This window comes from Burkholderia seminalis, from assembly GCF_001718535.1.
Lineage (GTDB): Bacteria > Pseudomonadota > Gammaproteobacteria > Burkholderiales > Burkholderiaceae > Burkholderia > Burkholderia seminalis.
Map to the genome: position 1 here is coordinate 1,639,220 of NZ_CP013400.1, position 25,748 is coordinate 1,664,967.

At 63.6% G+C, this 25,748-nt stretch carries 20 protein-coding genes and 1 pseudogene; 5 read left to right on the forward strand and 16 right to left on the reverse strand.

Annotated elements, in window-relative coordinates; genetic code table 11:
• Positions 1-147: 147 nt before the first annotated feature.
• The 6 genes from WJ12_RS28045 to WJ12_RS28070 all read right to left on the reverse strand — a co-directional run bounded on the left by WJ12_RS28045 (position 148) and on the right by WJ12_RS28070 (position 6,930).
• Positions 148-1,617, reverse strand: a complete 1,470-nt coding sequence (locus WJ12_RS28045) for an efflux transporter outer membrane subunit (protein ID WP_082744615.1) — start codon at positions 1,615-1,617, stop codon at positions 148-150.
• A 6-nt stretch (positions 1,618-1,623) separates the two neighbouring features.
• The gene (locus WJ12_RS28050) at positions 1,624-2,754 is read right to left on the reverse strand and encodes an ABC transporter permease (protein ID WP_059556583.1); all 1,131 of its coding nucleotides are present in this window, start codon (positions 2,752-2,754) and stop codon (positions 1,624-1,626) included.
• 2 nt (positions 2,755-2,756) lie between these two features.
• Positions 2,757-3,671, reverse strand: a complete 915-nt coding sequence (locus WJ12_RS28055; protein ID WP_226103899.1) for an ABC transporter ATP-binding protein — start codon at positions 3,669-3,671, stop codon at positions 2,757-2,759.
• A gap of 8 nt (positions 3,672-3,679) precedes the next feature.
• The gene (locus WJ12_RS28060; protein ID WP_156810508.1) at positions 3,680-4,804 is read right to left on the reverse strand and encodes an HlyD family secretion protein; all 1,125 of its coding nucleotides are present in this window, start codon (positions 4,802-4,804) and stop codon (positions 3,680-3,682) included.
• A 630-nt stretch (positions 4,805-5,434) separates the two neighbouring features.
• Positions 5,435-5,686: a hypothetical protein gene (locus WJ12_RS28065; protein ID WP_059556586.1), complete on the reverse strand. Its 252-nt coding sequence runs from the start codon at positions 5,684-5,686 to the stop codon at positions 5,435-5,437.
• Entirely contained in the window at positions 5,683-6,930 is a 1,248-nt protein-coding gene (locus WJ12_RS28070; RefSeq protein WP_059556587.1) for an alkaline phosphatase family protein, read from the reverse strand. The genes WJ12_RS28065 and WJ12_RS28070 overlap by 4 nt, the downstream gene beginning before the upstream one ends.
• Before the next feature lie 400 nt (positions 6,931-7,330).
• On the opposite strand from WJ12_RS28070, the gene WJ12_RS28075 reads away from it, so the two are divergent.
• Complete coding sequence (locus tag WJ12_RS28075; RefSeq protein WP_059556588.1) at positions 7,331-8,137, forward strand: alpha/beta fold hydrolase; 807 nt, start codon at positions 7,331-7,333, stop codon at positions 8,135-8,137.
• Positions 8,138-8,306: 169 nt separating this feature from the next.
• On the opposite strand, the gene infA is transcribed toward WJ12_RS28075, so the two are convergent.
• The 10 genes from infA to urtA form a co-directional block, all read right to left on the reverse strand.
• On the reverse strand, positions 8,307-8,570 hold the full coding sequence (gene infA / locus WJ12_RS28080) for a translation initiation factor IF-1 (protein ID WP_006483034.1): 264 nt from the start codon (positions 8,568-8,570) through the stop codon (positions 8,307-8,309).
• 468 nt (positions 8,571-9,038) lie between these two features.
• Positions 9,039-9,242 carry a cold-shock protein gene (locus WJ12_RS28085; RefSeq protein WP_006483056.1) on the reverse strand — a complete coding sequence of 68 codons (204 nt, stop codon included), beginning with the start codon at positions 9,240-9,242 and terminating at the stop codon, positions 9,039-9,041.
• Between the two features lie 533 nt (positions 9,243-9,775).
• On the reverse strand, positions 9,776-10,801 hold the full coding sequence (locus WJ12_RS28090) for an aliphatic amidase (RefSeq protein WP_059556589.1): 1,026 nt from the start codon (positions 10,799-10,801) through the stop codon (positions 9,776-9,778).
• Positions 10,802-10,878: 77 nt separating this feature from the next.
• Entirely contained in the window at positions 10,879-11,214 is a 336-nt protein-coding gene (locus WJ12_RS28095; RefSeq protein WP_034191290.1) for an FmdB family zinc ribbon protein, read from the reverse strand.
• A 37-nt stretch (positions 11,215-11,251) separates the two neighbouring features.
• Positions 11,252-12,490, reverse strand: coding sequence for a formamidase (gene fmdA / locus WJ12_RS28100; RefSeq protein ID WP_049036105.1), 1,239 nt, complete (start codon positions 12,488-12,490; stop codon positions 11,252-11,254).
• Positions 12,491-12,551: 61 nt separating this feature from the next.
• Positions 12,552-13,241 carry an urea ABC transporter ATP-binding subunit UrtE gene (urtE, locus tag WJ12_RS28105; protein WP_059556590.1) on the reverse strand — a complete coding sequence of 230 codons (690 nt, stop codon included), beginning with the start codon at positions 13,239-13,241 and terminating at the stop codon, positions 12,552-12,554.
• Positions 13,242-13,275: 34 nt separating this feature from the next.
• On the reverse strand, positions 13,276-14,019 hold the full coding sequence (gene urtD / locus WJ12_RS28110; protein ID WP_034191287.1) for an urea ABC transporter ATP-binding protein UrtD: 744 nt from the start codon (positions 14,017-14,019) through the stop codon (positions 13,276-13,278).
• A 3-nt stretch (positions 14,020-14,022) separates the two neighbouring features.
• On the reverse strand, positions 14,023-15,192 hold the full coding sequence (gene urtC, locus WJ12_RS28115) for an urea ABC transporter permease subunit UrtC (protein WP_034191286.1): 1,170 nt from the start codon (positions 15,190-15,192) through the stop codon (positions 14,023-14,025).
• A 73-nt stretch (positions 15,193-15,265) separates the two neighbouring features.
• Positions 15,266-16,183, reverse strand: coding sequence for an urea ABC transporter permease subunit UrtB (gene urtB / locus WJ12_RS28120; RefSeq protein WP_034191655.1), 918 nt, complete (start codon positions 16,181-16,183; stop codon positions 15,266-15,268).
• A 55-nt stretch (positions 16,184-16,238) separates the two neighbouring features.
• Positions 16,239-17,513, reverse strand: a complete 1,275-nt coding sequence (gene urtA / locus WJ12_RS28125; protein WP_034191285.1) for an urea ABC transporter substrate-binding protein — start codon at positions 17,511-17,513, stop codon at positions 16,239-16,241.
• 224 nt (positions 17,514-17,737) lie between these two features.
• Between urtA and WJ12_RS28130 the strand changes: the two genes are divergently transcribed.
• The 4 genes and pseudogenes from WJ12_RS28130 (at position 17,738) to WJ12_RS28145 (ending at position 25,710) form a co-directional block, all read left to right on the forward strand.
• Entirely contained in the window at positions 17,738-21,175 is a 3,438-nt protein-coding gene (locus tag WJ12_RS28130) for a hybrid sensor histidine kinase/response regulator (protein ID WP_034191284.1), read from the forward strand.
• Between the two features lie 67 nt (positions 21,176-21,242).
• Positions 21,243-22,181, forward strand: a complete 939-nt coding sequence (locus WJ12_RS28135; protein ID WP_034191654.1) for a response regulator — start codon at positions 21,243-21,245, stop codon at positions 22,179-22,181.
• Positions 22,182-22,429: 248 nt separating this feature from the next.
• Positions 22,430-22,546: pseudogene (locus WJ12_RS28140) on the forward strand (transposase); the annotation flags it as partial.
• A 998-nt stretch (positions 22,547-23,544) separates the two neighbouring features.
• A complete protein-coding gene (locus WJ12_RS28145; RefSeq protein ID WP_156444725.1) occupies positions 23,545-25,710 on the forward strand; it encodes a hypothetical protein in 2,166 nt (721 codons plus the stop codon).
• Positions 25,711-25,748 lie beyond the last annotated feature (38 nt).

Below are 25,748 nucleotides of genomic sequence, written 5' to 3' on the forward strand. Positions count from 1 at the left end.
TCCCGCCCCGACCGCGATGCGCTGACGCGGGGGGATGGCGTAACGGAGGTTCTTGCCCTGTCTCGCCTCGGCATTGACGCGGGACGGAACCGCCCGGCCTGCATCCCGGCGGTCACCCACTCCGACGCCCGCTCGGCGCACGGGCAGTCAATCCCGACGATACGCATCGCCACCGACGGCGGCAAAGAAGGAAACCGTACTGGCCATCCTGGCCGCACGAACGCGAATCATCTCGAGCCGCGCCAGATCATATGCATACTCGTCGCGCAGCACATGAAGCCGATCCGAACTGCCGTTCTCGAACTGACGCCGGGTCATCTCCAGAACGGTCCGTTGCCGTTGCGCGACCGCTCGACGCGCTTGCAGCGCGATCGCGTCGCGATCGATTTCGGTCATCGCATCGGCGACGCTCTGCAACGCGCCCAGCACGACCGTCCGATAGTCCTCGAACGTGGCATCGTAGGCGGCGATCGCCGCATCCCGTGCGGCACGCAATTCTCCACCGCGAAAAACCGGTGCGCCAAGCTGGGCACCGATATTCCAGATCGTCGCGCCGCCGGCAAACAACTGACCGAGCGCCAGCGGCGACGACCCGATGCTCGCCCCCAGTTCGATCCGCGGGTAAAGATTGGCCGTGGCGATGCCGGCCAGTTCGCCGGCAATATGCAGGCGCGCCTCCGCTGCGAGAATGTCGGGCCGTTGCCGCACGAGCCCCGACGGCACCGTCGACGGCAAGTCTTGCGGCAATTGCAAGTCGTCCAGGCGAAACCGAGGCAGCGACTCGGGCGATGGAACACCGGCATAGGCCGCGAGTTGAAACCGGATTTTCAGCAGTTCCGCATGCAATGCCGCCCGTTCCGCTTCGATTCGATCGACGTCCGAATCGCCATCGATCGTTTCCCGATGCGCGACGCTGCCGATTTCATGCCGTTCGCGCAGCATCTTCCCAACGGCTCGCCGGTTCCGCAACACTGCGTCGTTCACGTCCATTTCGTCACGCAGCCGCCCTTCCCGGACCACCGCAGCGATGATATTGCTGACCAGTGTCAAGCGCGCGGCGTCGGCCTGATGCCTTCTCAGCGCTGCTTCATACCGTTTCGCCTCGACCCGATGGCGCTGTGCGCCGAAGAAATCGAAATCGTATCGAACGCTCACGTTCGTGTTGTACAGCATGAACGGGGACGGGTTGGGAATCATCGGCAGACCGGCGGCCGCAGTATTCAACTGCTCCCTTTTGGCTGACGCGCCGACGTCGACCTGCGGATAGCGACTGGCACCCTGTTGTCCCGCAAGATACTTCGTCGCCTCGATCAACCGCGACTCCGCGCTCCGTATCGACGGACTGTCCCGCATCGCCTGCTCGACGAGCGCATCCAGCGCCGACGAACCAAAGTGCCGCCACCAGCGCGGGTCGCGTTCGACAGGCATGCCGGCCTCGTCGCGATCGGTCGAGCGGACGCTCATCCCCATGAAGGTGGCCGGCAATGCCAGGTCGCTCGTGGATCGGGGGACAAACGCAGGATGGCTGCACCCCTGCCCCGCGACGATGACGACCGCGATCGACAGAACCGCAATCGCGCGGCAGGCACGGCGGCGTGGATAGGTTCGTTGTGCCATCGTCGTTCAATCGAGCGTGGTGCGGTACGCGAGCAGGCCGACCGTCATTGCAACCAGAGCGAACACGACCATCGTCGCGGCATCGGGCCATATTTCGTTCCATCCGCTCCCCTTCAGGAGAACACCGCGAATGGCCCGGTTGAAATAGGTCAGCGGCAATCCGTTGCCGAGCAGCCGCGCCCAGCCTGGCATGCCGGCAAACGGAAACATGAATCCGGAGAGCAGGACGCTCGGCAGGAAATAGAAGAACGTCATCTGCATCGCCTGCAACTGGCTCCGCGCGACCGACGATATGGCGATGCCGACCATCAGGTTCGCGACGATCAGCAACGATGCGAGGCAGTAGACCGTTACAGGATTGCCCTCAAACGGCACGCTGAACACGAACCGGGCCGCCAGCAGGATGATCGTGCACTGCAGGAGCCCGATCAGGATGTACGGCACGATTTTTCCGCAGATCACCTCGATCGAGGTTGCCGGCGACGCGAGGATGTTCTCGATCGTTCCGCGTTCACGTTCGCGCGTAATCGCGAGGCTCGTCATCATGACCATCGTCATCGACAGGATGACGCCCATCAATCCGGGGATGATGTTGTACTGCGTAATGCCGGCGGGATTGTAGATCCGGTGCACCCGGGCCGAGAATGCTTGCGGAGGCGCGGTTCTCACCAAGGCTCCGATCAAATCCTTGTTCAACACCGTCTGCGTCATCGTATTGAGAGCGGCGATCGCATTTCCCGTTGCGGCGGGATCGGTCGCATCCGCCTCGACCAGAATTTCCGGATGCTCGTTGCGCACCAGCCGTCGCGAGAAGTCGTGCGGCACGCTGACCACGAACTGCACGATGCCCTTTTGCAGCGCGTCACGGGCCGCGCGTTCGGAAAACAGGCCGCCCTGGACGTCGAAATACCCCGTGTTGCGCATGCCGGCGACGAGCGATCGCGAAAATTCGCTTGTGTCGTCGGCGAGCACGATCGTCGGCAGATGCCTGGGATCACTGTTGATCGCAAAACCGAACAGCGCCAGCTGCACGATCGGCAACACGGCGATCATCCCGAGCGTCACGCGATCGCGGCGGATCTGCAAGAACTCCTTCGTCACCATGCTCCACCAGCGGGAAATCGAGATGCGGATCATGATCAGCCGGACTCCCCGGATGTGCCCTTCATCAAATGCAGGAAGACGTGCTCGATATTCGTCTCGATTCTGCGAATCTCGACACCCGCGCCGCAAACTGCTGCGAGACTCGCTCCAAGCACGGCCTCGTCACGTCCCGATACGTGCAATGCACGACCGATTGCAATCACCTGCTCGACGCCCGGCCGGCCCTTGAGCCGGTCGTTCAGCCGGACGAGGTCGCCACCGGACACCGACCAGGTGTGGAGCGCATGCCGTCGCACGAGATCACCGACCTCGCCGTGGGCCAGCAGCGTGCCGTACGAGATGTAGGCCAGCTTGTGGCAACGTTCGGCCTCGTCCATATAGTGCGTGCTGACAAGCACGGAAATACCGCGGGCTGCCAGACGGTGCAATTCCTCCCAGAACACCCGGCGCACGCCCGGGTCGACGCCAGCCGTCGGTTCGTCGAGCAGCAGCAGTTCGGGCGACTGCAACAGCGCAGCGGCAAGCGCCACCCGTTGCTTCCAGCCGCCCGACAATGAGCCGGTCAGCTGGTTCGAGCGCGACTCCAGGCCCATCTCGGCGAGGATCCGCGCGACGCGTTCCTTTCGCGCGTCGATCTCATACAGTCGCGCGACGAAATCGAGGTTCTCCCGCACCGTCAAGTCTTCCCAGTACGAAAAACGCTGTGTCATGTAGCCGACTCGGCGCTTGATCTCCCGGCATTCCTTCAGGATGTCGAATCCAAGGCAGGTCCCGCTGCCTGAATCCGGCGTCAGCAGTCCGCACATCATGCGCAACGAGGTCGTCTTGCCGCTGCCGTTCGGTCCGAGAAAGCCGAATATCTCGCCCCGACCAACCTGCAGGCTCAGGTTTTTGACGACGTGCCGTGTGCCGAAATGCTTGTTCAGATCGCGCACATCGATCAGCGGCATCGCATGACTCATCGCGTCACCTCGATCGGCAGGCCGGGGTGCAGGCCACGCGCGGCAACGGTATCGGGCCGCGCTTCGACGAGAAACACCAGCTTCGAGCGTGCGTCGTTGCTGTAGATGACGGGCGGCGTATATTCTGCGTCCGACGCGATATGACTGATCGTCGCCGTGTAGCCGCGGTCGCAACCGTCGCATGCGATCCGCACGACACGACCGACGCGGAAATTGGCCAGGGCGGCCTCGGGCACGAAGAAGCGAACCTTCGTATTGAGATCGACCAGGATCTTCACCACCGGGGTGCCGGCGACGACCCACTCGCCCGGCGTGAAGAACGTATCGACGACGACGCCCTTGCCGGGAGCCAGCACCGACAGTTGCCGCAATTGCGTCTGCAGCCGTTCGTATTCGGCCTGCTGCGCGTCGGCGCTCTGTCGTTGCGATTGCAGTTGACCGTCGCGTGCCGGCAGGCGCGCCGTCTTCAGTTGACTGGCGACTTCGCTGACTCGTGCTTTGTCCACCCGGGCCGCCGCACGTTCGCGTTCGAGCTGATCGAGCGAGATTGCCTGTATCGCGTAGTCGGCTTCCGCGCGGGCGAGCCGTTGCGCGGAAAGCGCGGCGTTCGCCCGGGTCTGTTCGAGCTGTGCGTTCACCGTATCGATTTCCGATGAACGCTTGCCCTGCTCCAGGTCGCCGAGCACGTCCAGCGACGATTGCCACTGGTGATACTGACGCTTGATTGCCTGTTCCAGGTCCGGCGCACCGATTTCGAAAACGACCGTGCCCGCTTCGACACGATCGCCGCGTGTCGCGCGCAAAGTCTTCAGATTTCCCGAATACGGTGCCGACAGATAGGAAAACTGCCCTTCGACATAACCGTGATACGTTTCCGGCGACTTTGTACAGCCCGCGGCGACGAAGCTCGCGCAAACGAAGCCGTACCCGGCCCACCTGGGCATGAGCGTGATGCGTTCCATAGGGAAGAAGCCGAATGTGGCGTGGTTGTATGCGACGACCGTCAGATGGTCGGCAAGCGACGGTCCGACTGGCATCGGCCGCCGATCCGCTTCGTATACGCGTCGAGAAACTCGGCGGCCGCCGCACGCCGGATTTCGGTCACGTATTGCGTACAGCAATGGTCTCCGTCGGCGAACAACGTCAGCTTGACGAAATACCGACAACAGCGTCTTTCGACATTAACTTTTAATACGGAGAGCGCTCCACACAAATCTCGTCAAAGTATTTTCACGAAAGAATCGATACGGCGATGAATTCTATTTTTTTGCCATCCGATTCGTCAACGCCAAATTCATCGCTTTAATTTTTAATTTTGATATTGGATCGTTATTTTTCAATTCGAAACAAACAAAATGCTAGTACCAGTACTAAGCAGGAATGCAAATACCGGAAATGCCCCGATACGCTGCATGAGCAGCGCCAACCAATATTGTGGCTAAGGGAAATCCGCATTGCCGACCGCGACACCACTGTGCCAAGAGGGGGAAAATCCGCCCATTCGACGGATGTCCTTGGCACGGGTAGTGGCCAGGCGGAGGACAAGGCCGCAACACGTCGCGCAGACAATGGCAACGTGACACGACCCAACGGTTACCGCCAGTACGCTGTCAGCCGGTCGGCGCAGGCTCGCCGAACCAACATGTGGCGGGGAAAAGTGTCGTGCCCGATTCGGGCCGTTCGAACTGGCCGCACTCATCGAGCGCCGCAGCGTGACCCTTCTGCCTCTCCGTACGTCCCGCTTCCCCCGCTCAACGATGCTTCCCGCCATGCTTGCGCGCCCGATGCTCGGCACGCTTGTGCAGCAGCACCGGCATCAGTTCCTCGATGTACCGCCGCGCCTGCCCGCGCGTGACGATCTCGCTGAAGCGTTGATGCGCCTGCTCCTGTCCGACGAGCGCCGCATGCGCTTTCCTCAGGATGTGCAGATACGCGATCAGGCTCGTGCCGTCGCGCACGGGCAGCGCATCGCGCGGGTCCGGAGTCGGGGTGGTGGTACTCATGTTCCGATCCTTTGCGGACAATCCGTCCGGCACGTAGGCGTCACGAGCGCCAGCAGGTCGTTGGCGAGGCGGTCGCGATCGGTCAGCGGCGCGAGGCCGAACAGCCGCTCGAGCGTCGCGGCGACCGATGCATGGTCATACGGCGTGTGATCGACGTGCCCGGCCGCGACCCACGGCGAAATCACGATCGCCGGCACGCGCACGCCGTACACGTCGAAGCCGAAGCCGCTCGCGTTCAGCGTCGCGGGCGCGCCGTCGTTCGGCGGCGGCGCGGCGCCCGGCCCGACCGAATCGTAGAAGCCGCCGTGCTCGTCGTAGACGATCACGAACAGGCTGCTGTTCCACACCGGCGAATTGCGGATCGCGTTGTACACGCGCGCGGCGAGCCGGTCGCCGCCGGCGAGACCGTCCATCGGATGCTGCGAGCTGCCGTTCTGATAGGTACCGTGCACGATGTCGCCATAACCGGGCTCGATGAACGTATAGCGCGCCGTGTAGCCGGCCGCGAGATCGGCGTCGAAATGCGCGAGATCGTCGATGTCGAAGAAGCTGATGCCCTTCAACGACGCGACCTGCGGCACGTGGCCGAGCGGGTCGCCCGTCTGGTCCTGGTAGATGCGCCAGTTGTCGTCGCCGAGCGCGCCGAAGATCGAACCCTTCGGATACGGAAAACCGTCGAACCCGTCCCATCCCAGCATTTCCTGCTTGGTCGGCGAATGGTCGAGCCCGGCCGACGACGCGCCATGCAGGAAGAAGCGGTTCGGCCAGGTCGGCCCCGGCATCGATGCATGCCACGCATCACACAGCACGAACGCGTTCGCGAGCGCGTAAAGCGACGGCGCCTGCGTCGCGACGTCGACACCCTGCATGATCTTGCCCGCATCGACCGGCCGCGGCGGCGTGCCTTCGGAATGCGACGTCGCGTAGTTCGACACGAAACCCGAATTGGTGATGGACGGATAGGCCTGCCCTTTCACGAACGGTACGCCCGCGCCGCACAGCTGTTCGAGCACGTCGGTGAATTCGTGGCACGGATCGGTCGGCATCCGGTCGGGCGCGCCGCCGCCGAACGGATAGACCGCGCCGCCGTACGCGTTGCTGTTGCCCGGCGACGCGGCGACGATGTCGGCAATGCCCGACAGTGCAAACAGGTGATCGAAGGAACGGTTCTCGAGCATCAGCACGAACACGTGCCGGATGCGGTCCTGAACGGACGGGGATGCGGGGGCTGCGTCTGCACTCATGGCGCCTCCTGGCGTCGCGCGACGAATGTCCGGCTGGCACGATCGTCGGCCCGCTGAAAGCCACCGAAGGAATGGCAAGCCACGCGCGCGGGCCGCGAATTGCCGACGAGTGTACGGCCGCGCCGCCCCGCGCGTAAAGCATCGTGCGCACCGCGTCGCGGCATGGACGGCCCCCGGCCGCATAGGCGAGCCCGACGATATCGGTCGGTGATCGTGTCCTGCCGTCGGACGACAACCGCCGGGCCGATGCGCAGCGCATCGAGGTGTCGCGCGGAAAGGCACGTCGGGCGTTGACTTTCGCCGATCGGCCCGATACGATCGACGCACTTTCAAGACGCCCTCCCGGTCCGCCGGGAGGGCGTTTCGTTTTGGTTCCCCAACCAGACGGAAACGACTTGAAATGAACCCCATCGACACCTCCTCCGCCCGCCCGACCGGCAACCACGACGGGCTCGGCTCCCTGCGGCATGGCGCCGGCCCCGAATGCGTGATGGTCCTGCACGACTGGCTCGGCGACCACACGAACTACACGGCAACGCTGCCGTATCTCGACGAAACAGCCTTCACGTACGTGTTCGTCGACCTGCGCGGCTACGGCGCGTCCCGCCACCTGACCGGCGCATGCACCGTCGACGAGATTTCCGCCGATTGCCTCGCGCTCGCGGATCGTCTCGGCTGGCAGCGCTTTCACGTGATCGGCCATTCGATGACCGGCATGGCGACGCAGCGGCTCGCAGCCGATGCGCCGTCACGCATCAAGAGCGCGATCGCCGTGTGTCCGGTGTCGGCGGCCGGCAACCGCCTGGGCGCCGACGCGCGCGCATTCTTCGCGAGCACGACGGTCGACGACGATGCGTTTCGGCGGCTCGTGCGATTCGTGACGGGTGGATTGTCGGCGCGCTGGGCCGATCTGAAGTTGCGGCAGAACCGCGAACGCGTGGCGCCGGGTTGCCAACTCGCGTATCTCGACATGCTGACGGGCGCGGATTTCGTCGACGACATCCGCGGGCTCGACACGCGCTTTCTGGTAATCGTCGGCGACAAGGATCCGGGAATCGACGCAGCGGCGATGCAGGCGACCTTTCTCGCGTGGCACCCGGTCGCGCGGCTCGTGACGATACCGAATTGCGGGCATTACCCGATGCAGGAATGTCCGCCGTACTTCGCGATGATCGTCGAGGATTTCCTGCGGGACGCGGCCGCCTGAGCGTTGCGCACGCGCGGCGGCCGGTGAAGGCGGTGGGGGCCGCCGCGGCATGACGGCGCCGCCGCGACCGACGAACGGCATGCAACGCGCGTTCATCCGGTGCGTCCGGCCGCGTGGCCGGACGGGTTTCGACCCGGTGCGCGAGTGGCCGCGCACCGGTCGAGGCCGCTTAACGACGCGGCTGGCCGCTTCGCGGCGGACGCGGGGAATTCGCGTCCTTGTGACGGAAGTTGATGCGGCCCTTCGTGAGGTCGTAGACCGACAGTTCCAGCGTCACGCGGTCGCCCGCGAGAATCCGGATGTGGTTCTTGCGCATGCGGCCCGACGCGTACGCGCCAACCACGACGCCGTTTTCCAGCGTCACACGGTATTTGCTGTCCGGCAGCACTTCGTCGACGATTCCGTCGAGTTCCAGCAGTTCTTCTTTTGCCAAACCAATTCCTCCAGACAAGGTGATAGACCGCGGCCGCGGCGATCTGCCCGGCGCGGCATCCCGTAACGGGACGGCCGCCGGCAGGCTGCCGGGGATCGGTTCGTTCAGACGGGCCACAGGCCTGTCTTGCGATCGGAGCCCGGCGCGTTGCGGCGTTCGGGCGGTCGGTGGCGGCGGCGGGATGAGCGCCGCGCAAGTCGGGACCGCGCCGGCTACGACATGGCGGCGGTCTGCTCAGGTTGATGCGTTGAAGCGGGTGATGCGCTCGCGAAGCGGCGAGCGCTTTGCGAGGGCGTTACGTCGCACGCCGTTCAGGCATGCGAGGAGGGAGGCGTCACGACCGATGCATCGTGAATGTCGCGATGCATCGGTCGTGCGCATCGGAACGCGCCGGCGCCGCCAGGGCGGCGCCTCGCGCGAAACTCCATCCGGCAACGGCCACCGACTGGCGGCCGCTGCCGTTGCGGCTTACTGCGGCGTGATGTTCGACGCTTGCAGACCCTTCGGGCCGCGCTTCACTTCGAAGCTGACCTTCTGGCCTTCGGCCAGGGTCTTGAAACCCGTGCCGCGAATTTCCGAGAAATGGGCGAACAGATCGTCGCCGCCGTTGTCCGGGGAGATGAAACCAAAGCCCTTGGTTTCGTTGAACCACTTGACGGTACCGGTATCCACAAATACTTCCTTAATACAAATAATTGAACATGCGCCCGCGACGGGCACAGAAAGAATCAAAGAGGGAGAGACCAACGACTGCCGCACGGAGCGCGGCCAATGATGAGCAATCGAACTTCTTGAACACTTCGACCATGGACACTACGCCGTAGCGGCCATTTCGTCAAGCCATTTCGATGCAGTGCAGCATGCGATCGCCGCGTGCGCCTTGCGTGGCGGGCGTGACCGGCCGACGGCGCACATTCCGATGCGCCCCCGTTTTCGGGCGGCCTGCCCGTCTTTTTACCGCGGCTCGAACACGTGATGCGGCGCCGGCGGCTCGCCCCCGTCGCGAATCCGCGTCTCGAACGCCTTGCGCGCGACGCTCGCCGGCCGCACGTCGGCCATGTCCAGGTAGAACCGCGAGTCGGCTGCCCGTTGCCCTGCCCCGTCAGCTGCGTCGCCTGGTGGTCCTCGAACAGGTTCCCGAAACAGTCGATCGGCGCACGGTGCACGGTCGCAAAGTGCGCGCACGAAGCCGGGAACGCACGCGCTCAGTCTTGATGCGGAATACCTTCGATCGGGCACTCCGGCGTGCCGGGCGTTGCGCGCGTAAGCGCTTCGACGCGGCGACGCGTGGCGTCGGGATCCGCGATCCAGTAGCGATAGAACCCGAATGGACAGTCCGCGACGCCATTCGCGCCATCGCCGGAATTGATCGTGCCGGTATAGCCGCGATGCAGCAGCTTGTACAGATGATTCTGCGACTGCATGTTACGCCGCGCGTCGCGAATCATCCCGAGCGACAGCTCCGCATACTGCACGCCCATTTCCTCCTCGCCGCATTCGCCGAGCGTGCGCCCGTCGAACCCCACGATCGCGGAATGGCCGAAGTACGAATACACACCGTCCCAGCCCGTGGCGTTGGCCACTGCCACGTAGGTATTGTTCATCCACGCCATGGCCTTCGCGACCATCACCTGCTGTTCTTTCGCCGGATACATATAGCCCTGGCAGCGCACGATCAGCTCCGCGCCGTTCATCGCGCAGTCGCGCCAGATTTCCGGATAATTTCCGTCATCGCAGATGATCAGGCTGATCTTGAGACCCTTCGGCCCGTCCGTCACATAGGTCCGGTCGCCCGGGTACCAGCCTTCGATCGGCGTCCACGGCATGATCTTGCGATACTTCTGCACGATCTCGCCGCGATTGTCGATCAACACGAGCGTGTTGTACGGTACCTTGCGCGGATGCGCCTCGTGGCGCTCGCCCGTGATCGAGAACACGCCCCACACGTTGGCCTTGCGGCACGCCGCCGCGAAGATGTCGGTCTCCTCGCCGGGGATCGTCGACGCCGTATCGAACATCTCCTGGCGGTCGTACATGATGCCGTGGGTCGAATACTCGGGGAACACCACGAGATCCATGCCTGGCAAACCCTGTTTCATGCCGACCACCATGTCGGCGATGCGGCGCGCGTTGTCGAGCACCTCCGCCTTCGTGTGCAGACGCGGCATCTTGTAGTTGACTACCGCGACACCCACACAATCGCGGCTGCTCGAAATATCACCATGTCGCATGACGCTTCCTCCTCGAACACGTTGACGCCGCGCGCGACGGCCGCTGCTTCCGGGCATCGGCTCGCGCGCGGCACACCTTAGTGGCTGATCATCCAGGGCCGTCCCGCCGGCCGCTTGAGGCCGTCCGACGCCGTGCCGGCAAGCTTCGCCGCGCCGCCCGAGCAGCAACTGCAGCCGGCGCGATGGCGCAGCGGCGGCCCGTCGTCGGACTGACGCGGCGCGTGCGCGGCACGCTCGTTGGTCGCGTGCGCGGCGCGGCGCGCCCCCGTCATCAGCGCCAGCGATGGCGCGCCGATCACGCGCCCGCCTTGCGCGCCGCACTCGGGACAACGGCACGGTTTTTCGCGATCCGCGATGCGGCGCATGACCGAGAACGGCCCGCAGCTTGCGCACTCGAAGTCGTAGATGGGCATGACAGCCTCCTTTTCCTGCGTTATTTCAGTGTGCCGCTCACGCCTTCGCGAGATCCGGCGAACACGGCAGATCCACGCCGCCCTGGATGTGCCGGATCGGGCCGTCGGCATTCGGGCGAATGTCGAAATCGAAGATCTGCGTGGGCAGCCACAAGGTCGCGCACGCGTTCGGAATATCCACCACGCCGCTGATATGCCCCTGCACCGGCGCGCAGCCGAGCAGCGAATACGCTTGCGCGCCCGAATAACCGAATTTCTTCAGATACTCGATCGCGTTCAGGCACGCCTGGCGATACGCGGTGGTGACGTCGAGATAATGCTGGCCACCCTGCTCGTCGACGGAAATACCTTCGAAAATGAGGTAATCGTTATAGGTCGGCGTGATCGGGCTGGGCTGAAAGACGGGATTGCGAATCCCGTATTTCGCCATGCCGCCCTTGATGAGATTCACGCGCATGTGCACCCAGCCGGCCATTTCGATCGCGCCGCAGAACGTGATCTCGCCGTCCCCCTGGCTGAAGTGCAGGTCGCCGACCGAAAGGCCCGCGCCATCCACGTAGACCGGGAAAAACACCTTCGAGCCGCGCGACAAATCCTTGATGTCGCAATTGCCGCCATGCTCGCGCGGCGGCACCGTGCGTGCGCCCTGCGCGGCGGCCTTGTCGCGCGCCTCGCCCGCGAGCTTGCCCATGTGGGCGGTGGCCGCGAACGGCGGATTCGCGAGCGGCGGCACGCGATCGGGCGCGGTGGCGATCAGGCCGGTTTCACGCGCATTCCAGGTCTCCAGCAATTTCGGATCGGGCAGGCAGCCGATCAGGCCCGGGTGAATCAGGCCCGCGAAATTCACGCCCGGAATATGGCGCGAACGCGTATAGACACCGTGAAAATCCCAGATCGATTTTTGCGCGCTGGGGAAATGATCGGTCAGAAAGCCGCCGCCGTTGGTCTTCGAAAAGAAGCCGTTGAAGCCCCACTGACTGTCGGCCTTCGCGCCGATGTCGAGCAGGTCGACCACCAGCAGGTCGCCGGGCTCGGCGCCTTGCACGCCCACCGGGCCGGAGAGAAAGTGCACGATCGACAGGTCGATGTCGCGCACGTCGTCGGCGCTGTCGTCGTTCTTGATGAAACCGCCGGTCCAGTCGTAGGTTTCGAGAATGAAGTCGTCGCCGGGCTTCACCCAGCAGGCCATCGGAATGTCGGGGTGCCAGCGGTTGTGTACCTGTTCGTTTTCGTAGGCCGACTGGTTCAGATCGACCTTGATGAGAGTCTCGGGCATGGCATTGGCTCCTGGGTTCGCGGATTGACATACGGCGCGGCGCGCGAACGCCGCGCCGCGCTCAGACGGAGAGGTATTCGCGGATGCGGTCGGTGTCGCCCGCGTCACGCGTGCTTTGGTGCACGAAGCGGCCGCCCTCGATCACGAACAGGCGGTCGGCCACGTCGAGCGCGAAGCTCAACACCTGCTCCGAGACGACGATGGCGATATTGCGGCTCGTGCGAATCTGGTTGAGCGCCCTGGCGATGTCCTTGATGACGGACGGCTGGATGCCTTCGGTCGGCTCGTCGAGCAGCAGCACTTTCGGGTCGGTTGCAAGCGCGCGCGCAATCGCGAGTTGCTGTTGCTGACCGCCAGAGAGATTGCCGCCCTTGCGCTTTCTCATGTCGAACAGCACGGGAAACAACGCGTAAAGTTCGTCGGGCACCTGCTGGCTCTGCGCGTTTTCGAGGCCCGTCCGAATGTTTTCCTCGACGCTCAGCGACGCGAAGATCTGCCGGCCTTGCGGCACGTAGCCGATGCCCTTCGACACGCGGCGGTAGCTCTCGTCCTTCGAAACGTCGGCGCCGGCCACGCGCACCGTGCCGCGATTGGCGGGCAGCATGCCGATCAGCGCCTTGAACAACGTGGTCTTGCCCATGCCGTTGCGGCCCATCACGGCCACGCTTTCGCCTTGCGCAACGGAAAAGCCGATGCCGTGCAGCACTTCGCTCTGGCCGTAGCTGACGACGAGATCGTCGACTTCCAGCATGATGTGTTCTCCGTGTTGTCGTTCGATTGCCGACTCAGTGGCCGAGGTAGACGTCGATCACGCGCGGATCGGCCTGCACCTGCGCCATCGGCCCTTCCGCGAGGATCTTCCCCTGATGCATGACCGTGACCTTGTGCGCGATGCGTTCCACAAACGCCATGTCGTGTTCGATCACGATCATCGAGCGGTTGCGGCAGATGCGGTCGAGCAGGTCGGCGGTCAGTTCGCGCTCGCGCACGCTCATGCCGGCAATCGGCTCGTCGAGCATCAACAGTTCCGGATCCTGCATCAGCAGCATGCCGATTTCGAGCCACTGTTTCTGGCCGTGCGAAAGCAGCCCCGCTTCCAGATCGAGCGCGCCGGCGAGGCCGATTTCACTGGCCACGTCGCGCACGCGATCGGCCACTTCGGTGTCCTCCCGATAGGCGAGCGCGCCAAACACGCTGCGACCGCGCGGAAACGACACTTCGAGGTTCTGCGCCACGCTCAGGTTTTCGTAAATCGACGGCGTCTGGAACTTGCGGCCGATCCCTTGACGCACGCGGCGGAATTCCGCGAGCTTCGTGATTTCCTCGTTGCGGAACTTGATGCTGCCCGCCGTTTCCCTGGTCTTGCCGCAGATGAGATCGAGCAGCGTGGTCTTGCCCGCGCCGTTCGGGCCGATCACCACGCGCAACTCGCCGCGTTCGAGATAGAGATTGAGCGAATCGATCGCCTTGAAGCCGTCGAACGACACGGTCAGGTCTTCGATCGCGAGCAGAAAGTCGGTATTGCTCATGCTTCACGCCTCCTTGTTCGCCGCGCCGAGCAGACGTCTCACGCGCGGGCGCACATGCTCTTCGTACAGACCCGCCAGCCCGTTCGGAAACACCATCACCACGCCGATGAACATCGCCGCCATCAGATAGAGCCAGAGGTTCGGAAAGCTCTCCGAGAACCAGCTCTTGCCGAGATTGACGAGAATCGCGCCGTACACCGCGCCGACCAGCGACATGCGCCCGCCGATGGCCGCGTAGATCACCATTTCGATCGACGGCACGATGCCGACGAACGACGGCGACATGAAGCCCACCTGCAGCGTGAACATCGCGCCGCCGACGGCCGCGAGCATCGCCGCGAGACAGAACGCGAACACCTTGAACATGGCGACGTCGTAGCCCGAGAAGCGCACGCGGTCTTCCTTGTCGCGCATCGCGAGCAGCAGCGTGCCGAGCTTGCTGCGCTGAACGTAGCGGCAGGCGAGCAGCGCGCCGATCAGCAGCGCGGCGTTCACGAAGTACAGGATCAGCTTCGCGTGATCGGTGCGGATGTCCCAGCCGAGCAGCGTGCGCAGGTCGGTGATGCCGTTCACGCCGCCCGTATAGCCTTGCTGGCCGATGATGAGCACCGAGAGGATCAGCGCAACCGCCTGCGTGATGATCGCGAAGTAGACGCCGCCCACGCGCCGCTTGAACATCGCGTAGCCGATCACGAACGCGAGCGCCGTCGGCACGACGAGCACCGCGAGTATCGAGAACGGCAATCCATGAAACGGTTTCCACCATGCGGGCAGCGCGGTGAGCTGGTTCCAGTCCATGAAGTCGGGAATGCCCGGCGTGGTCTGCGTGCGCGTGGCGGCCGGATCGGACGCTTCGAGCTTGAGAAACATCGCCATCGCGTAACCGCCGAGGCCGAAGAACACGCCCTGGCCGAGACTGAGCACGCCGCCGTAGCCCCACGCGATCACGAGGCCGATCGCCACGAACGCGTAGGTCAGGTACTTGCCCATCAGGTTCAGACGGAACGTGTCGAGCGCGAGCGGAAACACGACCACGATGAGCAGCGCAAGCAGCACGATGCCCGCGTAGCCGGACGCGTCGAGCCGCGCCGCGCGAGCCCGCCAGCCGGCCGGCGGCGCGCCCGGGCCGGATCGCGGCGATACGCCGCCCGCCGTGGGTTGGATGGGTTCCATGTCCATCTCTCCATACGAATGAAGCTGTGAATGAGGCTTGCGCATGAACGCGCGCTGACGTGAGCCGATGTGCTTAGACTCGCCTCACCTTCGAGGCGAACAGGCCCTGCGGACGCAGCATGAGAATCACCACGACGGTGAGCAGCGTGAGCACGCGCGCAATCGAGCCCGAGAGAAAGAACTCGCTGATCGACTGCATCTGCGCGATGCCGAATGCCGACGCCACGGTACCGAGCAGGCTCGCCGCGCCGCCAAACGTCACGACGAGAAACGAATCGACGATATAGAGCGAGCCGCTCGTCGGTCCCGTCGAGCCGATGGCCGTGAAAGCCGCGCCCGCCACGCCCGCGATACCGCAGCCAATCGCGAAAGTCATGCGGTCGGTGCGCTGCGTGTTGATGCCCGCCGCGTTCGCCATCGGCCGGTTCGCGACCGTGGCGCGCACGCGCAAGCCCCAGCGCGAGCGATAAAGCGCGAGCAGCAGCCCGCCCGTCATCAGCAGCGCGAGGCCCATCACGAACATGCCGCTCACCGGAATGTCGAGGCCGGGCGTGGGCTCCCACGACCCCATCAGCCAGTCGGGCAGCGCCGGACTCACCTCCTTCGGCCCGAAGGTCGACCGGAACACCTGCTGCATGCCGAGGCTCAGGCCCCAGGTGGCGAGCAGCGTGTCGAGCGGGCGCTTGTACAGATGGCGAATCAGCGCCCATTCGGCGAGCCAGCCCGCCGCGAAGGCCAGCGCGAACGCCGCGAGAATCGCGAAGAAGAAATACACGGGCGTGAGCGCGTGCCAGACGTTCTGCGACAACCACGAAAACATGTAGACCGTATAGGCGCCGATCGTCATGAATTCGCCGTGCGCCATGTTGATCACGCCCATCTGGCCGAAGATCACGGCGAGCCCGAGCCCCATCAGGAGCAGGACGCTGAAGAGGCTCAGACCGGCGAAGCCCTGCATCAGCGTGATGTTGAAAATATCGGTAGCGGACATCGAACGCTCCTCGCGCGGCGGCATCATGGCCCGCCGCGCCGCTGCGGTTGACGGATTACATGTAGCCCTTCGGGAACGGATTCGGCTGGATCGGCTGCTCCGACTGCGCGACGACCTTGAACTGGCCGTTCGCCTGCCCTTCGCCGATCAGCGAGCGGCTCCACAGGTGGTGGTTCGCATCGACCTTCGCGTACCCTTGCGGCGCGTTCGCCACCTCGATGCCGGCCGAATGCGCGACCACCTTGTCCACGTCGAAGCTGCCCGCGCGCTCGCACGCCGCCTTCCAGATCCACGGGCCGAGATAGGCGGCCTGCGTCACGTCGCCGATCACCGACTTCTGCCCGTAGCGCGCCTTGAACGCCGCGACGAACTTCTTGTTGTTCTCGTTATCGAGCGACTGGAAATACTTCATCGACGAATAGAAACCCGCGAAGTTGTCGCCGCCGATGCCGAGCACTTCGTCTTCGGTCACCGACAGCGTCAGCAGGAACTGCTTCTGCGGCGTGATGCCCGCGGCCTTGAGCTGCTTGTAGAACGCCACGTTCGAGCCGCCCACCACGGTCGCGAAGATGCAGTCCGGACGCGCGAGCTTGATCTTGTTCATCAACGACGCGAACTCGGTGGTGCCGAGCGGGTAATACTCCTCGCCCGCCACCTTCGCATGCAGATGCTGTTCGATATGACGGCGCGCGATCTTGTTCGAGGTGCGCGGCCAGATGTAGTCGGAGCCGATCAGAAAGAACGTCTTGGCCTTCTTGGTGTTCGAGGCCCAGTCGAGCGCCCAGAGAATCTGCTGGGTCGCTTCCTGGCCCGTGTAGAACACGTTCTTCGACTGTTCGAGGCCTTCGTAGAAGGTCGGGTAATAGAGCAGGCCGTTATCCTTCTCGAACACCGGCAGCACCGCCTTGCGCGAGGCCGAGGTCCAGCAGCCGAACACCGCCGCGACGTGGTCGTTCTCCAGCAGCTTCTTCGATTTTTCGGCGAAGGTCGGCCAGTCGGAGGCGCCGTCTTCCTGAATGATCTGCACCTTGCGGCCGAGCACGCCGCCCATCGCGTTGATCTGCTCGATGGCGAGGCGTTCGGCCTGGATCGAGCCGGTTTCGGAAATCGCCATCGTGCCGGTGGCCGAATGAAGCTGGCCGACCGTCACCGTCGTGTCCGTGACCGCGAGGCCCGTGGTATTGACCTTCGCCGTGGGCGGCGTTTGCGCAAACGCGCCGCGCGGCAGGCCCAGTGCCATCAGCGGCGCGGCGGCCAGGCCGCCGAGCATTTTCCGGCGCAGTGGCGAAGGCATCCGGGCATCGTCATCGAGTCGATCGTCTGCGGACATCACGTTCTCCTTATCGGGTGCCCGATGCGGGTCGCTGCGGGCTGGGTCGAGGTTGGACGCAATGTAGAAAGCCAATTTGACGATCGAAATACGTCAATCGACGTATTCCCGGCGCGCGTGCTGGAATGTAATTTGCATTGCAGGGCGATCCTGAGCGGTGCGGTCCGCCGTGACGCCGTTCGCGCCCCGCTCGTGCCGCTTTCGCACCATTTCGGATCATCTTCATGTCCCAGAGTCACCCGTCAGTGGGCGCGCCCGGTACGCAACGCATCGTCAAGGTGCGCCGCGACTACAACGCCTGGGTTGGCGACGAAACCCTCGAGGACTACGCGCTGCGCTTCACGCCGCGCTCGTTCCGGCGCTGGTCGGAGCTGCGCGTGGCCAATACGGCGATTGGCGCGGTGTCGTTTCTGGTGCTGGAGGCGATAGGCGGCAGTCTCGTCGTCAACTACGGCTTCACGAACACGCTCTGGGCCATCGCGGCCGTGTCCGTGCTGATCTGGCTCACCAGTTTGCCCATCAGCTATTACGCGGCGCGCTACGGCGTGGACATGGATCTGCTCACGCGCGGCGCGGGCTTTGGCTATATCGGCTCGACGGTCACCTCGCTGCTGTACGCGGTGTTCACGTTTATTTTTTTCGCGCTCGAAGCGGCCATCATGTCGCTTGCGCTCCAGCTGTATTTCCACATTTCCCTGGCGATCGCCTACGTCGTGAGTTCGCTCGTGGTGATTCCGATCGTCATGTTCGGCATCACGCTGATCAACCGCCTGCAAAGCTGGACGCAGCCGCTGTGGCTCGTCTTGTTCGTGCTGCCCTACGCAGCCGTGCTGTGGCACCATCCCGACCTGGTCGCGCAGTGGACCACCTTCGCGGGCTTCGCGCCGCAGGGCCGCGCTTTCAGCCTGATTGCCTTCGGTCAAGCATCGACGGTCGTGTTCGCGCTGATCGTACAGGTGGGCGAACAGGTGGACTATCTGCGCTTCCTGCCGCCGCTCACCGCGAAGAACCGCACGCGCTGGTGGTTCGCGCTGCTCTCGACGGGGCCGGGCTGGATCGTACCCGGCGCGCTCAAGATGCTGGGCGGGGCATTCCTCGCCTTCATTGCGCTCCAGTACGAGGTCGATGCGAGCCACGCGACCCAGCCTACGCAGATGTACCTCGTCGCCTATCATCTGCTGCTCGATCCGTTGGGGCTCGCGAGTTGGGCGCTGCCCGCGATGACGCTGTTCGTGATCGTCTCGCAGTTGAAGATCAACGTGACCAATGCCTATGCGGGCTCGCTCGCCTGGTCCAATTTTTTCGCGCGGCTCACGCACAGCCATCCGGGCCGCGTGGTATGGCTCGTGTTCAACGTCATGATCGCGTTGCTTCTCGTGGAAATGGGCGTGTTCGATGCGATCGCCAAGGTGCTGTCGCTCTACGCGAACATCGCGATTGCGTGGATCGGCGCGTTGTTCGCCGATCTCGTCATCAACAAGCCGCTTGGCTATAGCCCGCGACATATCGAGTTCAAGCGCGCGCATCTCTACGATGTGAATCCCGTGGGTGTCGGTGCGATGCTGATCGCAGCCGCCGTCGCGATGCTCGCGCATAGCGGCCTGTTCGGCGTGCTCGCCAAGGCGATGTCGTCGTTCATCGCGTTCGGTGCGGCGTTCGCGTGCGCGCCCGTGCTCGCGGTACTCACGCGCGGGCGCTATTACATTGCCCGTGCCGCGCAACCGACCGGCGACGCCACCTCGCTGCGCTGCGCGATCTGCGAAAACACCTTCGAACCGGACGATACGGCGTACTGCCCGGCCTATGGAGGCACGATCTGCTCGCTGTGCTGCTCGCTCGACTCGCGCTGCCACGACCGCTGCAAACCGCACGCGCGCTTCGCCGCGCAGGCCGACCGCGCGCTGCACCGCGTGCTGCCGGGCGCGCGACTCGGCCCCGCCGCGCTGCGCCTCATTCACTATGCGAGCCTCGTGCTCGCCATGCTCGCGGTGCTGGGCAGCGTGCTCTATCTGATCTGGTCGCAGAGCGCGACTTCGATGATCGCCGCCGGACCATCGATCGGCCGCGCGCTCTCGGGTAGCTTCCTGAATATTTTTCTCGCGCTCTCGTTGGTGGGCTGCATCGCGGCCTGGTGGTTCGTGCTGGAGCGCGAAAACCGCCGCGTCACGCAGGAAGAGTCGCAGCGGCAAAACGAATTGCTGATGCTTGAAATCGACGCGCATCAGAAGACCGACGCGGCGCTCAAGCGTGCGACCGCCGCTGCGGAATCGGCCAATCAGGCCAAAAGCCGTTACGTCTCCGGTTTGAGCCACGAGTTGCGCACTCCGTTGAACAGCATTCTCGGCTACGCGCAATTGCTGCTGCAGGCGAAGGAAGAACTCACGCCGATGCGCTACAACGCCGTGCGCACGATCCATCGCAGCGGCGAGCATTTGCTCGCGCTCGTCGACGGGCTGCTCGACATCGCGCGCATCGAGGCAGGCAAGCTTCAGTTGAACATCGCCAAGGTATCCCTCGCCGATTTCGTCGCCCACCTTACGTCGATGCTGCGGCCTCAGGCGCTCGAAAAGGCACTCGCATTCGACGTGCAGACGGTCGGTCGGCTTCCCGCCACCGTGCGCACGGACCAGAAGTGCATGAGTCAGATCCTCACCAACCTGATCGGCAACGCGATCCGCTTCACGTCGAGCGGCACGATCACGCTGCGCGTGAGTCATGTGCTCGATACACTCAAATTCGAGGTGATCGATACCGGCCCCGGCATCCCGCCCAGCGAACTGGAGCGCCTGTTCCTGCCGTTCGAACGCGGCGAAGCAGCCCATGCGTACGATCACGGCGCCGGTCTCGGGCTCACGATCTGCCGCCTGCTCACGCAAGCGCTCGGCGGCAGCCTGGAGGTGGACAGTGAAGTCGGGCATGGCACGCGCTTTGTGGTCCGCCTGTTCGCCCCCGCCGTTGACACGGCAGCCGAAACACGCACCGAACTCGCGTCGATTCGCGGCTATACGGGGGCGCGCCGCACCATTCTCGTCGTCGACGACCTCGACGACCAGCGCGACATCGTCGTGCAGTTGCTCACGCCGCTTGGCTTCGATGTCGCTGAAGCGGCCAGCGGCACCGATGCGCTGCGCTGGCTTGCGATGCACACGGCGGACGCCATCATCATGGACATTTCGATGCCGTTGATGGACGGCTACGAAACCAGTCGCCTGATCTCCGAGAATCAGTTGTCGAACGCGCCCATCGTTCTGCTCTCCGCCAACGCGTTCGCCGATGACCGCGATCGCGCAAGCGCGACCGGATGCAAGGATTATCTGGTCAAGCCGCTGCAGGTGAATCTGCTGCTCGACAAGCTTGCGCAACTGCTTGCACTCGACTGGATTGCGTCCGATACCGAAGCGAGCTCACTTCCGGCGGCAAACGCACCGGCCGCGACGCAGCCGCTCGCGCTCGCCGTGTGGCCGCGCGAACTCATCGAACACCTGCATGCGCATCTCGAAGTCGGCTACGTACAGGGCGTGATCGAACAGCTCGACGCCGCGCGCGAGACCTGGCCCGAGTTGCGGCATCAAATCGACGCGTTGCGCTCGTTGGCGGAACGTTTTCAGCTAAGGGAACTCGAGCATGAACTTGACCGACTCGCGCGCGGCTCGAACGCGTGACGCACGCACCACCATCGCGGCCTCCCCGCTCGCCGACAACCCGGCCGCGTGGCTGCACGAACGGCCCATGATACTGATCGTCGACGACACGCCGGAGAACCTCGCTTTTCTTTCCGATACGCTGCAGGCGCACGGCTACACGGTTATCGTTGCCCTGTCCGGCGAGGATGCGCTTAAACGCCTCGCGCGCGTGACGCCCGACGTGGTATTGCTTGATGCAATGATGCCCGACATGGACGGCTTCGAAACATGCCTGCGTATCAAGCAGGACGGACGGCACGAGCATCTTCCCGTCATCTTCATGACCGCATTGACGGAGAGTGAGCACGTCGTACGCGGCTTTCGCGTGGGCGGCATCGACTACGTGACCAAACCGGTGCAGCCCGAGGAGTTGTGCGCGCGCATCGGCGCCCACGTACGGCGTTCACGTGCGCAGTTGTACGCGGAGGCGGCACTGTCGCTCGACACACGCGCGGCGCTGATCGTCGGCGCGGACGGCACGATTCGTTGGCAGAGTCCGCAGGCTGCGCATCATATCGCCGCATACGCGACTACGCATGACGGCCCCGCCGATGCCGGGCAAACCAAGAACGCACGCGGGTCCGATGCGCCACCGACTCTGCCTGCCCCGCTGCGCATGTGGTTCATCGACTGGCTCGCGCGCGGCGCCCAAGGGGACGCCGTGCACGAAGTCAGCACGGGCCAGATACGTCGCTCGGCCAGTGCGACGCTCGGTCCGGAACCGGGCGAATGGATCGTGATCCTCAAGGAAAGAGACGACACGGCGCATTGCAATGCGCTCGCCGAACGCTTCGGCCTGACCATACGGGAAGCCGAAGTGCTGCTGTGGGTGTCGCACGGCAAGACAAACCGCGATATCGGCGACATTCTCGGCATAGCCCCGCGCACGGTGAACAAGCATCTTGAACACCTGTTCCGCAAGCTACATGTCGAGACCCGCGCAGGCGCAGCCGCCGCAGCGATCAAAATGCTCGAACGTGCCTGAAGCGCGTCAATTCCGGACTCGTCCTTCGTCAACACCGATACCGTGCCTCTCGCCCTGGCGAACGGTTCGTGCGGCGCTATCCCGTTGCGCGGCGCGCCAGCCGCCTGCCCCGCGGCTCCGTGATGACGACACCAACGCAAACGCGCCGACGAGACAGCTTCGGTGAGTGAGGCGAACCCACAACACTGTCCCAGTTGACAGTGGAAAATTCCGGCATGACGTTGTCATTGAGACCAGGAGGTCATGCCGTGAAGAAGAGCAAGTTCACCGAAGAGCAGATCACATACGCGTCGAGGCAGGCCGCGCGGGGAACGCCTGTCGCGGAGGTCTGCCGCAAGACGGGGATCAGCGACGCGATTTTCTACATCCATGGACTGCTCCCAACAGCAAACGGAAGTTGACAGACACGGAAGTCGATTGCGTCCCTCCATCCGGCGTCAGGGCATCGCCCAGCGCCCAACCGGAATTCCACGCGTGCGGGCCTCGACAACTGGCAGACCTCAGGGACCGTTATAAGAGACTGGTTCCCTGCTCGCCCGGATCGACCGGAGTGCCACTCGTCAATTCGTCAACGCATCGCTGGTGACGTTGCCACACTGATTTCCGATACGACCGGCCGGTTGCGAGCATCGACCAGATCACACATGCAATCTTGTTCGCGATCGCAACCATGGCCCGATTGGCGCGTCGTCTGGCATTGCGATGCGAGAGCCCAGGCGTGCTTCTTGTCATGTCTGGTTGGTGCGGTTCGGAGTACCGCGCGAGCACCGTGTATGAGCAAGGTACGGAGATGTCGGTCGCCTCGCTTGCCGATACGAATGTGTGTTCCCTCGTACGGGTTGCAGGAACTTCATCATGTAAATCGCTGCGAACGAAGCGCGCTCCGCCGCAGTCCAGCGGAGATCGCGAACTGCGTTTGATCATGCATCGCAATCGGCCATGCAATCGAAGCCGCTCATCCGTTCCAGTTGCTCACTGCACAACCCTGTTCCCTGTTGTGGCGAGTCTTTACCGATGACAGCTCGACTCATCGCATAGCCAGGTTTAACTACACACTTCACAAATTTCAATAAGTCGAATATGCGGGCTACAAACTGGCGACCATGTAGTCAACAGTCATTTTGTTAAACTAAATACTTTAAAGGTTCACATTCTTTGACGATTCGACAATGAATATGCTACCGTTCCCCTACTTCAAGAGGTCGAGAATCACGACGTCCTCTCTCTGCACGCAGGCGGCAACCGAACCGCCGCTCCCCGCATCCGCTCCCGTTACCCGGTACGCCGGGTACCCGCACGTCCGCCAGTTCGTCGCCGATTGCACTGGCCGCACGTGACACCGTTACTGTCCTACGGAGACGCGATGACACCTCGAATCGACCGACGAGCCTTCCTGATGTACAGCGCATGCAGTGCAGTGCTGCCGCTGCTCGCCGCGTGCGGCGGCGATGACGGCACGCCATCGGCCCGATCGCGCGCGATCGCCTCGGGGCTCGAGGGAAATGCCGCCCCGCCCGTCCATGCTTTCGATGAAAACGACTTGCTGGTTCCCGGCTTCAAAATGAAGCTCGGCGAAATCAAGACCCAGATCGAGCAATACCAGCCGGCGACAATCGCAATCGTGGATATCGTCAATGCAGCGTTGTCGACCAATACCCTGCCGGGGCTCATCGCATTCGGCGAAGTCACGATCAAGGCGCTCGCATCGTTCATTCCGGCCGCCGGGCCGCTCGTCGGCGAAGTGTTGAACCTGTTGTTCAACCACCTGAATACGCTATTCGAGCGCGGGCCGGATGAGGAAACGATAATCCGTCGCATCGCGACGGACGAGATTTCGAAAAACAACGTCGAGATCATGCGTCAAACGCTGGCGGGCATCAACGACGACTTGCACTTCCTCGTCGAATTCGTGCGAAGAAACTCGCCGCCCTATTCGGCGTCGATGGTGGACGCCATCACCGCGAAGTTCGCGGCGTTCTGGAGCGGTTGCACGATGCTCACGCCGATGTTCCTGATCAAGGGTTCCGAATATCAGGGGTTGACGATGCACGCACTCGCCTGCGGCGCGCAGGTTTCGATGTACGGCGTGTACCTGTCGATGCGCGACCAGCTCTCTCTTGCGCCCGACACGGTCGCCGCGACACTGGGCGAGATGCGCGAGAAGATCTACCAGTACCAGAATGCCATGCAGAAAGTGCTCGCCGAGCACCTGAACTCGCTTTCCGATCCGGACAAAAAGAACGACTACGTCCGCAACTTCTATACGCTCGGTCATGCGAGGTTTCTCGAATCGGCGAAGAGCTGCTTCACGGCTATGCACCGGAAGAAGATCGACTTCCGCAACTCGATGGAGATCTACACGCACGACGTCGTACGCAGCACGGCTGACGCAACGCTGCCGTCTCGCACGTCGTACGTGACGGATCTGCTCGCAATCTGCCATTGCGGTTACGGCGGCGATCCGTGCGTCGTCCGCATGAATCAGACATTCGTCGACGGCGCAGGCCGATCGACACACATCGACGCGCAAGGTTGCACCGGCGGCTTCGACGGCGTGTCGGGCAGCCTGCTCGCGATTCGGCACTCGTTCGCCGCGAATCAGTCAGCGGGCGAGTTGACGGATGGTCTCGGCTGCATCTGGAAAGCGTCCGTGCGGGGGGCGAACTTCTTCCGTAACGAAAACCAGTTTCTCTATGCGCTGCAGGTGCAGGACGGCACCGGCACGCGCTATTCGGCGGCAACCGACGGATACGGCAACGTCCTCGATCTGGTCGACAACCCGGATTACATCCAGTCGTATACACCCGGCAACGCGGCGAAACTCGAGCCGGGTTATTTCGTTTCGGCGTTCCTGACCGCACCGGGCACCTATTCCGACAAGACGTGTCGCGAGGATTCGGGCCGCAGCGTTCCATATGCCGGCATGGCACTGCGACACTACTCGTCCGCGTCGCAACTCGCGGAATTGCATGGCGCCGACGTCGGGCTCGAACTCGACTTGACCTGCGGTTTCAGCCTGGCGGATTCGTCGACACTCGGCTCGCCGGCCGCTTACCCGGACGTGATGATCGGCAAGTCGATCCTGGTCGGCAAGCATCTGACCTTCGTCGTGACGAACCGCACCGCGGCACCGATCGCCTGCCGCCTTGTCCCGTTGCTGGCAGACGTGAGGACGACCTCGGACACGTTCGTCAATTTGACGCTCACGGCGCATATTGGGCAACGCGTGCTCGCCACCGCCGCATTGGCCTCGCGCGAAGGCAGCCCCGCGCTGCTCGGCGAGGATGGTCGAGCCTTTCACTATTACGAGACAAACGACGTCTTTCCGTTCGCGCCCGGCGTCAACTACGTGCGGATCGCACGCAACGCTGATCTCGGCGACAACGACTTTCGCTTTGCCAGCCTGTTCATCGTGCCACGTGAACCTGTGGTGCCCACGGCAGGAATCGCAGCGCGACAGTCAGCTCGTCCTCGCCATGAAGTCACCGTTGAAGCCGTCGAGATCGGCTCCGACGTCACGAACCTGTAGAAGGGCGGCTTGGTGTCCGTGCAGTTCAACGTGGCATG

Excerpts from the sequence above, each read along its gene's own strand:
- WJ12_RS28090 (WP_059556589.1), bottom strand. The coding sequence starts at position 10,801 with ATGCGACATGGTGATATTTCGAGCAGCCGCGATTGTGTGGGTGTCGCG.
- fmdA (WP_049036105.1), bottom strand. The coding sequence starts at position 12,490 with ATGCCCGAGACTCTCATCAAGGTCGATCTGAACCAGTCGGCCTACGAA.
- urtC (WP_034191286.1), bottom strand. The coding sequence starts at position 15,192 with ATGGAACCCATCCAACCCACGGCGGGCGGCGTATCGCCGCGATCCGGC.
- WJ12_RS28135 (WP_034191654.1), top strand. The coding sequence starts at position 21,243 with ATGATACTGATCGTCGACGACACGCCGGAGAACCTCGCTTTTCTTTCC.
- WJ12_RS28065 (WP_059556586.1), bottom strand. The coding sequence starts at position 5,686 with ATGAGTACCACCACCCCGACTCCGGACCCGCGCGATGCGCTGCCCGTG.
- urtA (WP_034191285.1), bottom strand. The coding sequence starts at position 17,513 with ATGTCCGCAGACGATCGACTCGATGACGATGCCCGGATGCCTTCGCCA.
- WJ12_RS28145 (WP_156444725.1), top strand. The coding sequence starts at position 23,545 with ATGACACCTCGAATCGACCGACGAGCCTTCCTGATGTACAGCGCATGC.
- WJ12_RS28075 (WP_059556588.1), top strand. The coding sequence starts at position 7,331 with ATGAACCCCATCGACACCTCCTCCGCCCGCCCGACCGGCAACCACGAC.
- WJ12_RS28045 (WP_082744615.1), bottom strand. The coding sequence starts at position 1,617 with ATGGCACAACGAACCTATCCACGCCGCCGTGCCTGCCGCGCGATTGCG.
- WJ12_RS28130 (WP_034191284.1), top strand. The coding sequence starts at position 17,738 with ATGTCCCAGAGTCACCCGTCAGTGGGCGCGCCCGGTACGCAACGCATC.
- WJ12_RS28095 (WP_034191290.1), bottom strand. The coding sequence starts at position 11,214 with ATGCCCATCTACGACTTCGAGTGCGCAAGCTGCGGGCCGTTCTCGGTC.
- urtD (WP_034191287.1), bottom strand. The coding sequence starts at position 14,019 with ATGAGCAATACCGACTTTCTGCTCGCGATCGAAGACCTGACCGTGTCG.
- WJ12_RS28050 (WP_059556583.1), bottom strand. The coding sequence starts at position 2,754 with ATGATCCGCATCTCGATTTCCCGCTGGTGGAGCATGGTGACGAAGGAG.
- WJ12_RS28070 (WP_059556587.1), bottom strand. The coding sequence starts at position 6,930 with ATGAGTGCAGACGCAGCCCCCGCATCCCCGTCCGTTCAGGACCGCATC.
- urtE (WP_059556590.1), bottom strand. The coding sequence starts at position 13,241 with ATGCTGGAAGTCGACGATCTCGTCGTCAGCTACGGCCAGAGCGAAGTG.
- WJ12_RS28055 (WP_226103899.1), bottom strand. The coding sequence starts at position 3,671 with ATGCCGCTGATCGATGTGCGCGATCTGAACAAGCATTTCGGCACACGG.
- urtB (WP_034191655.1), bottom strand. The coding sequence starts at position 16,183 with ATGTCCGCTACCGATATTTTCAACATCACGCTGATGCAGGGCTTCGCC.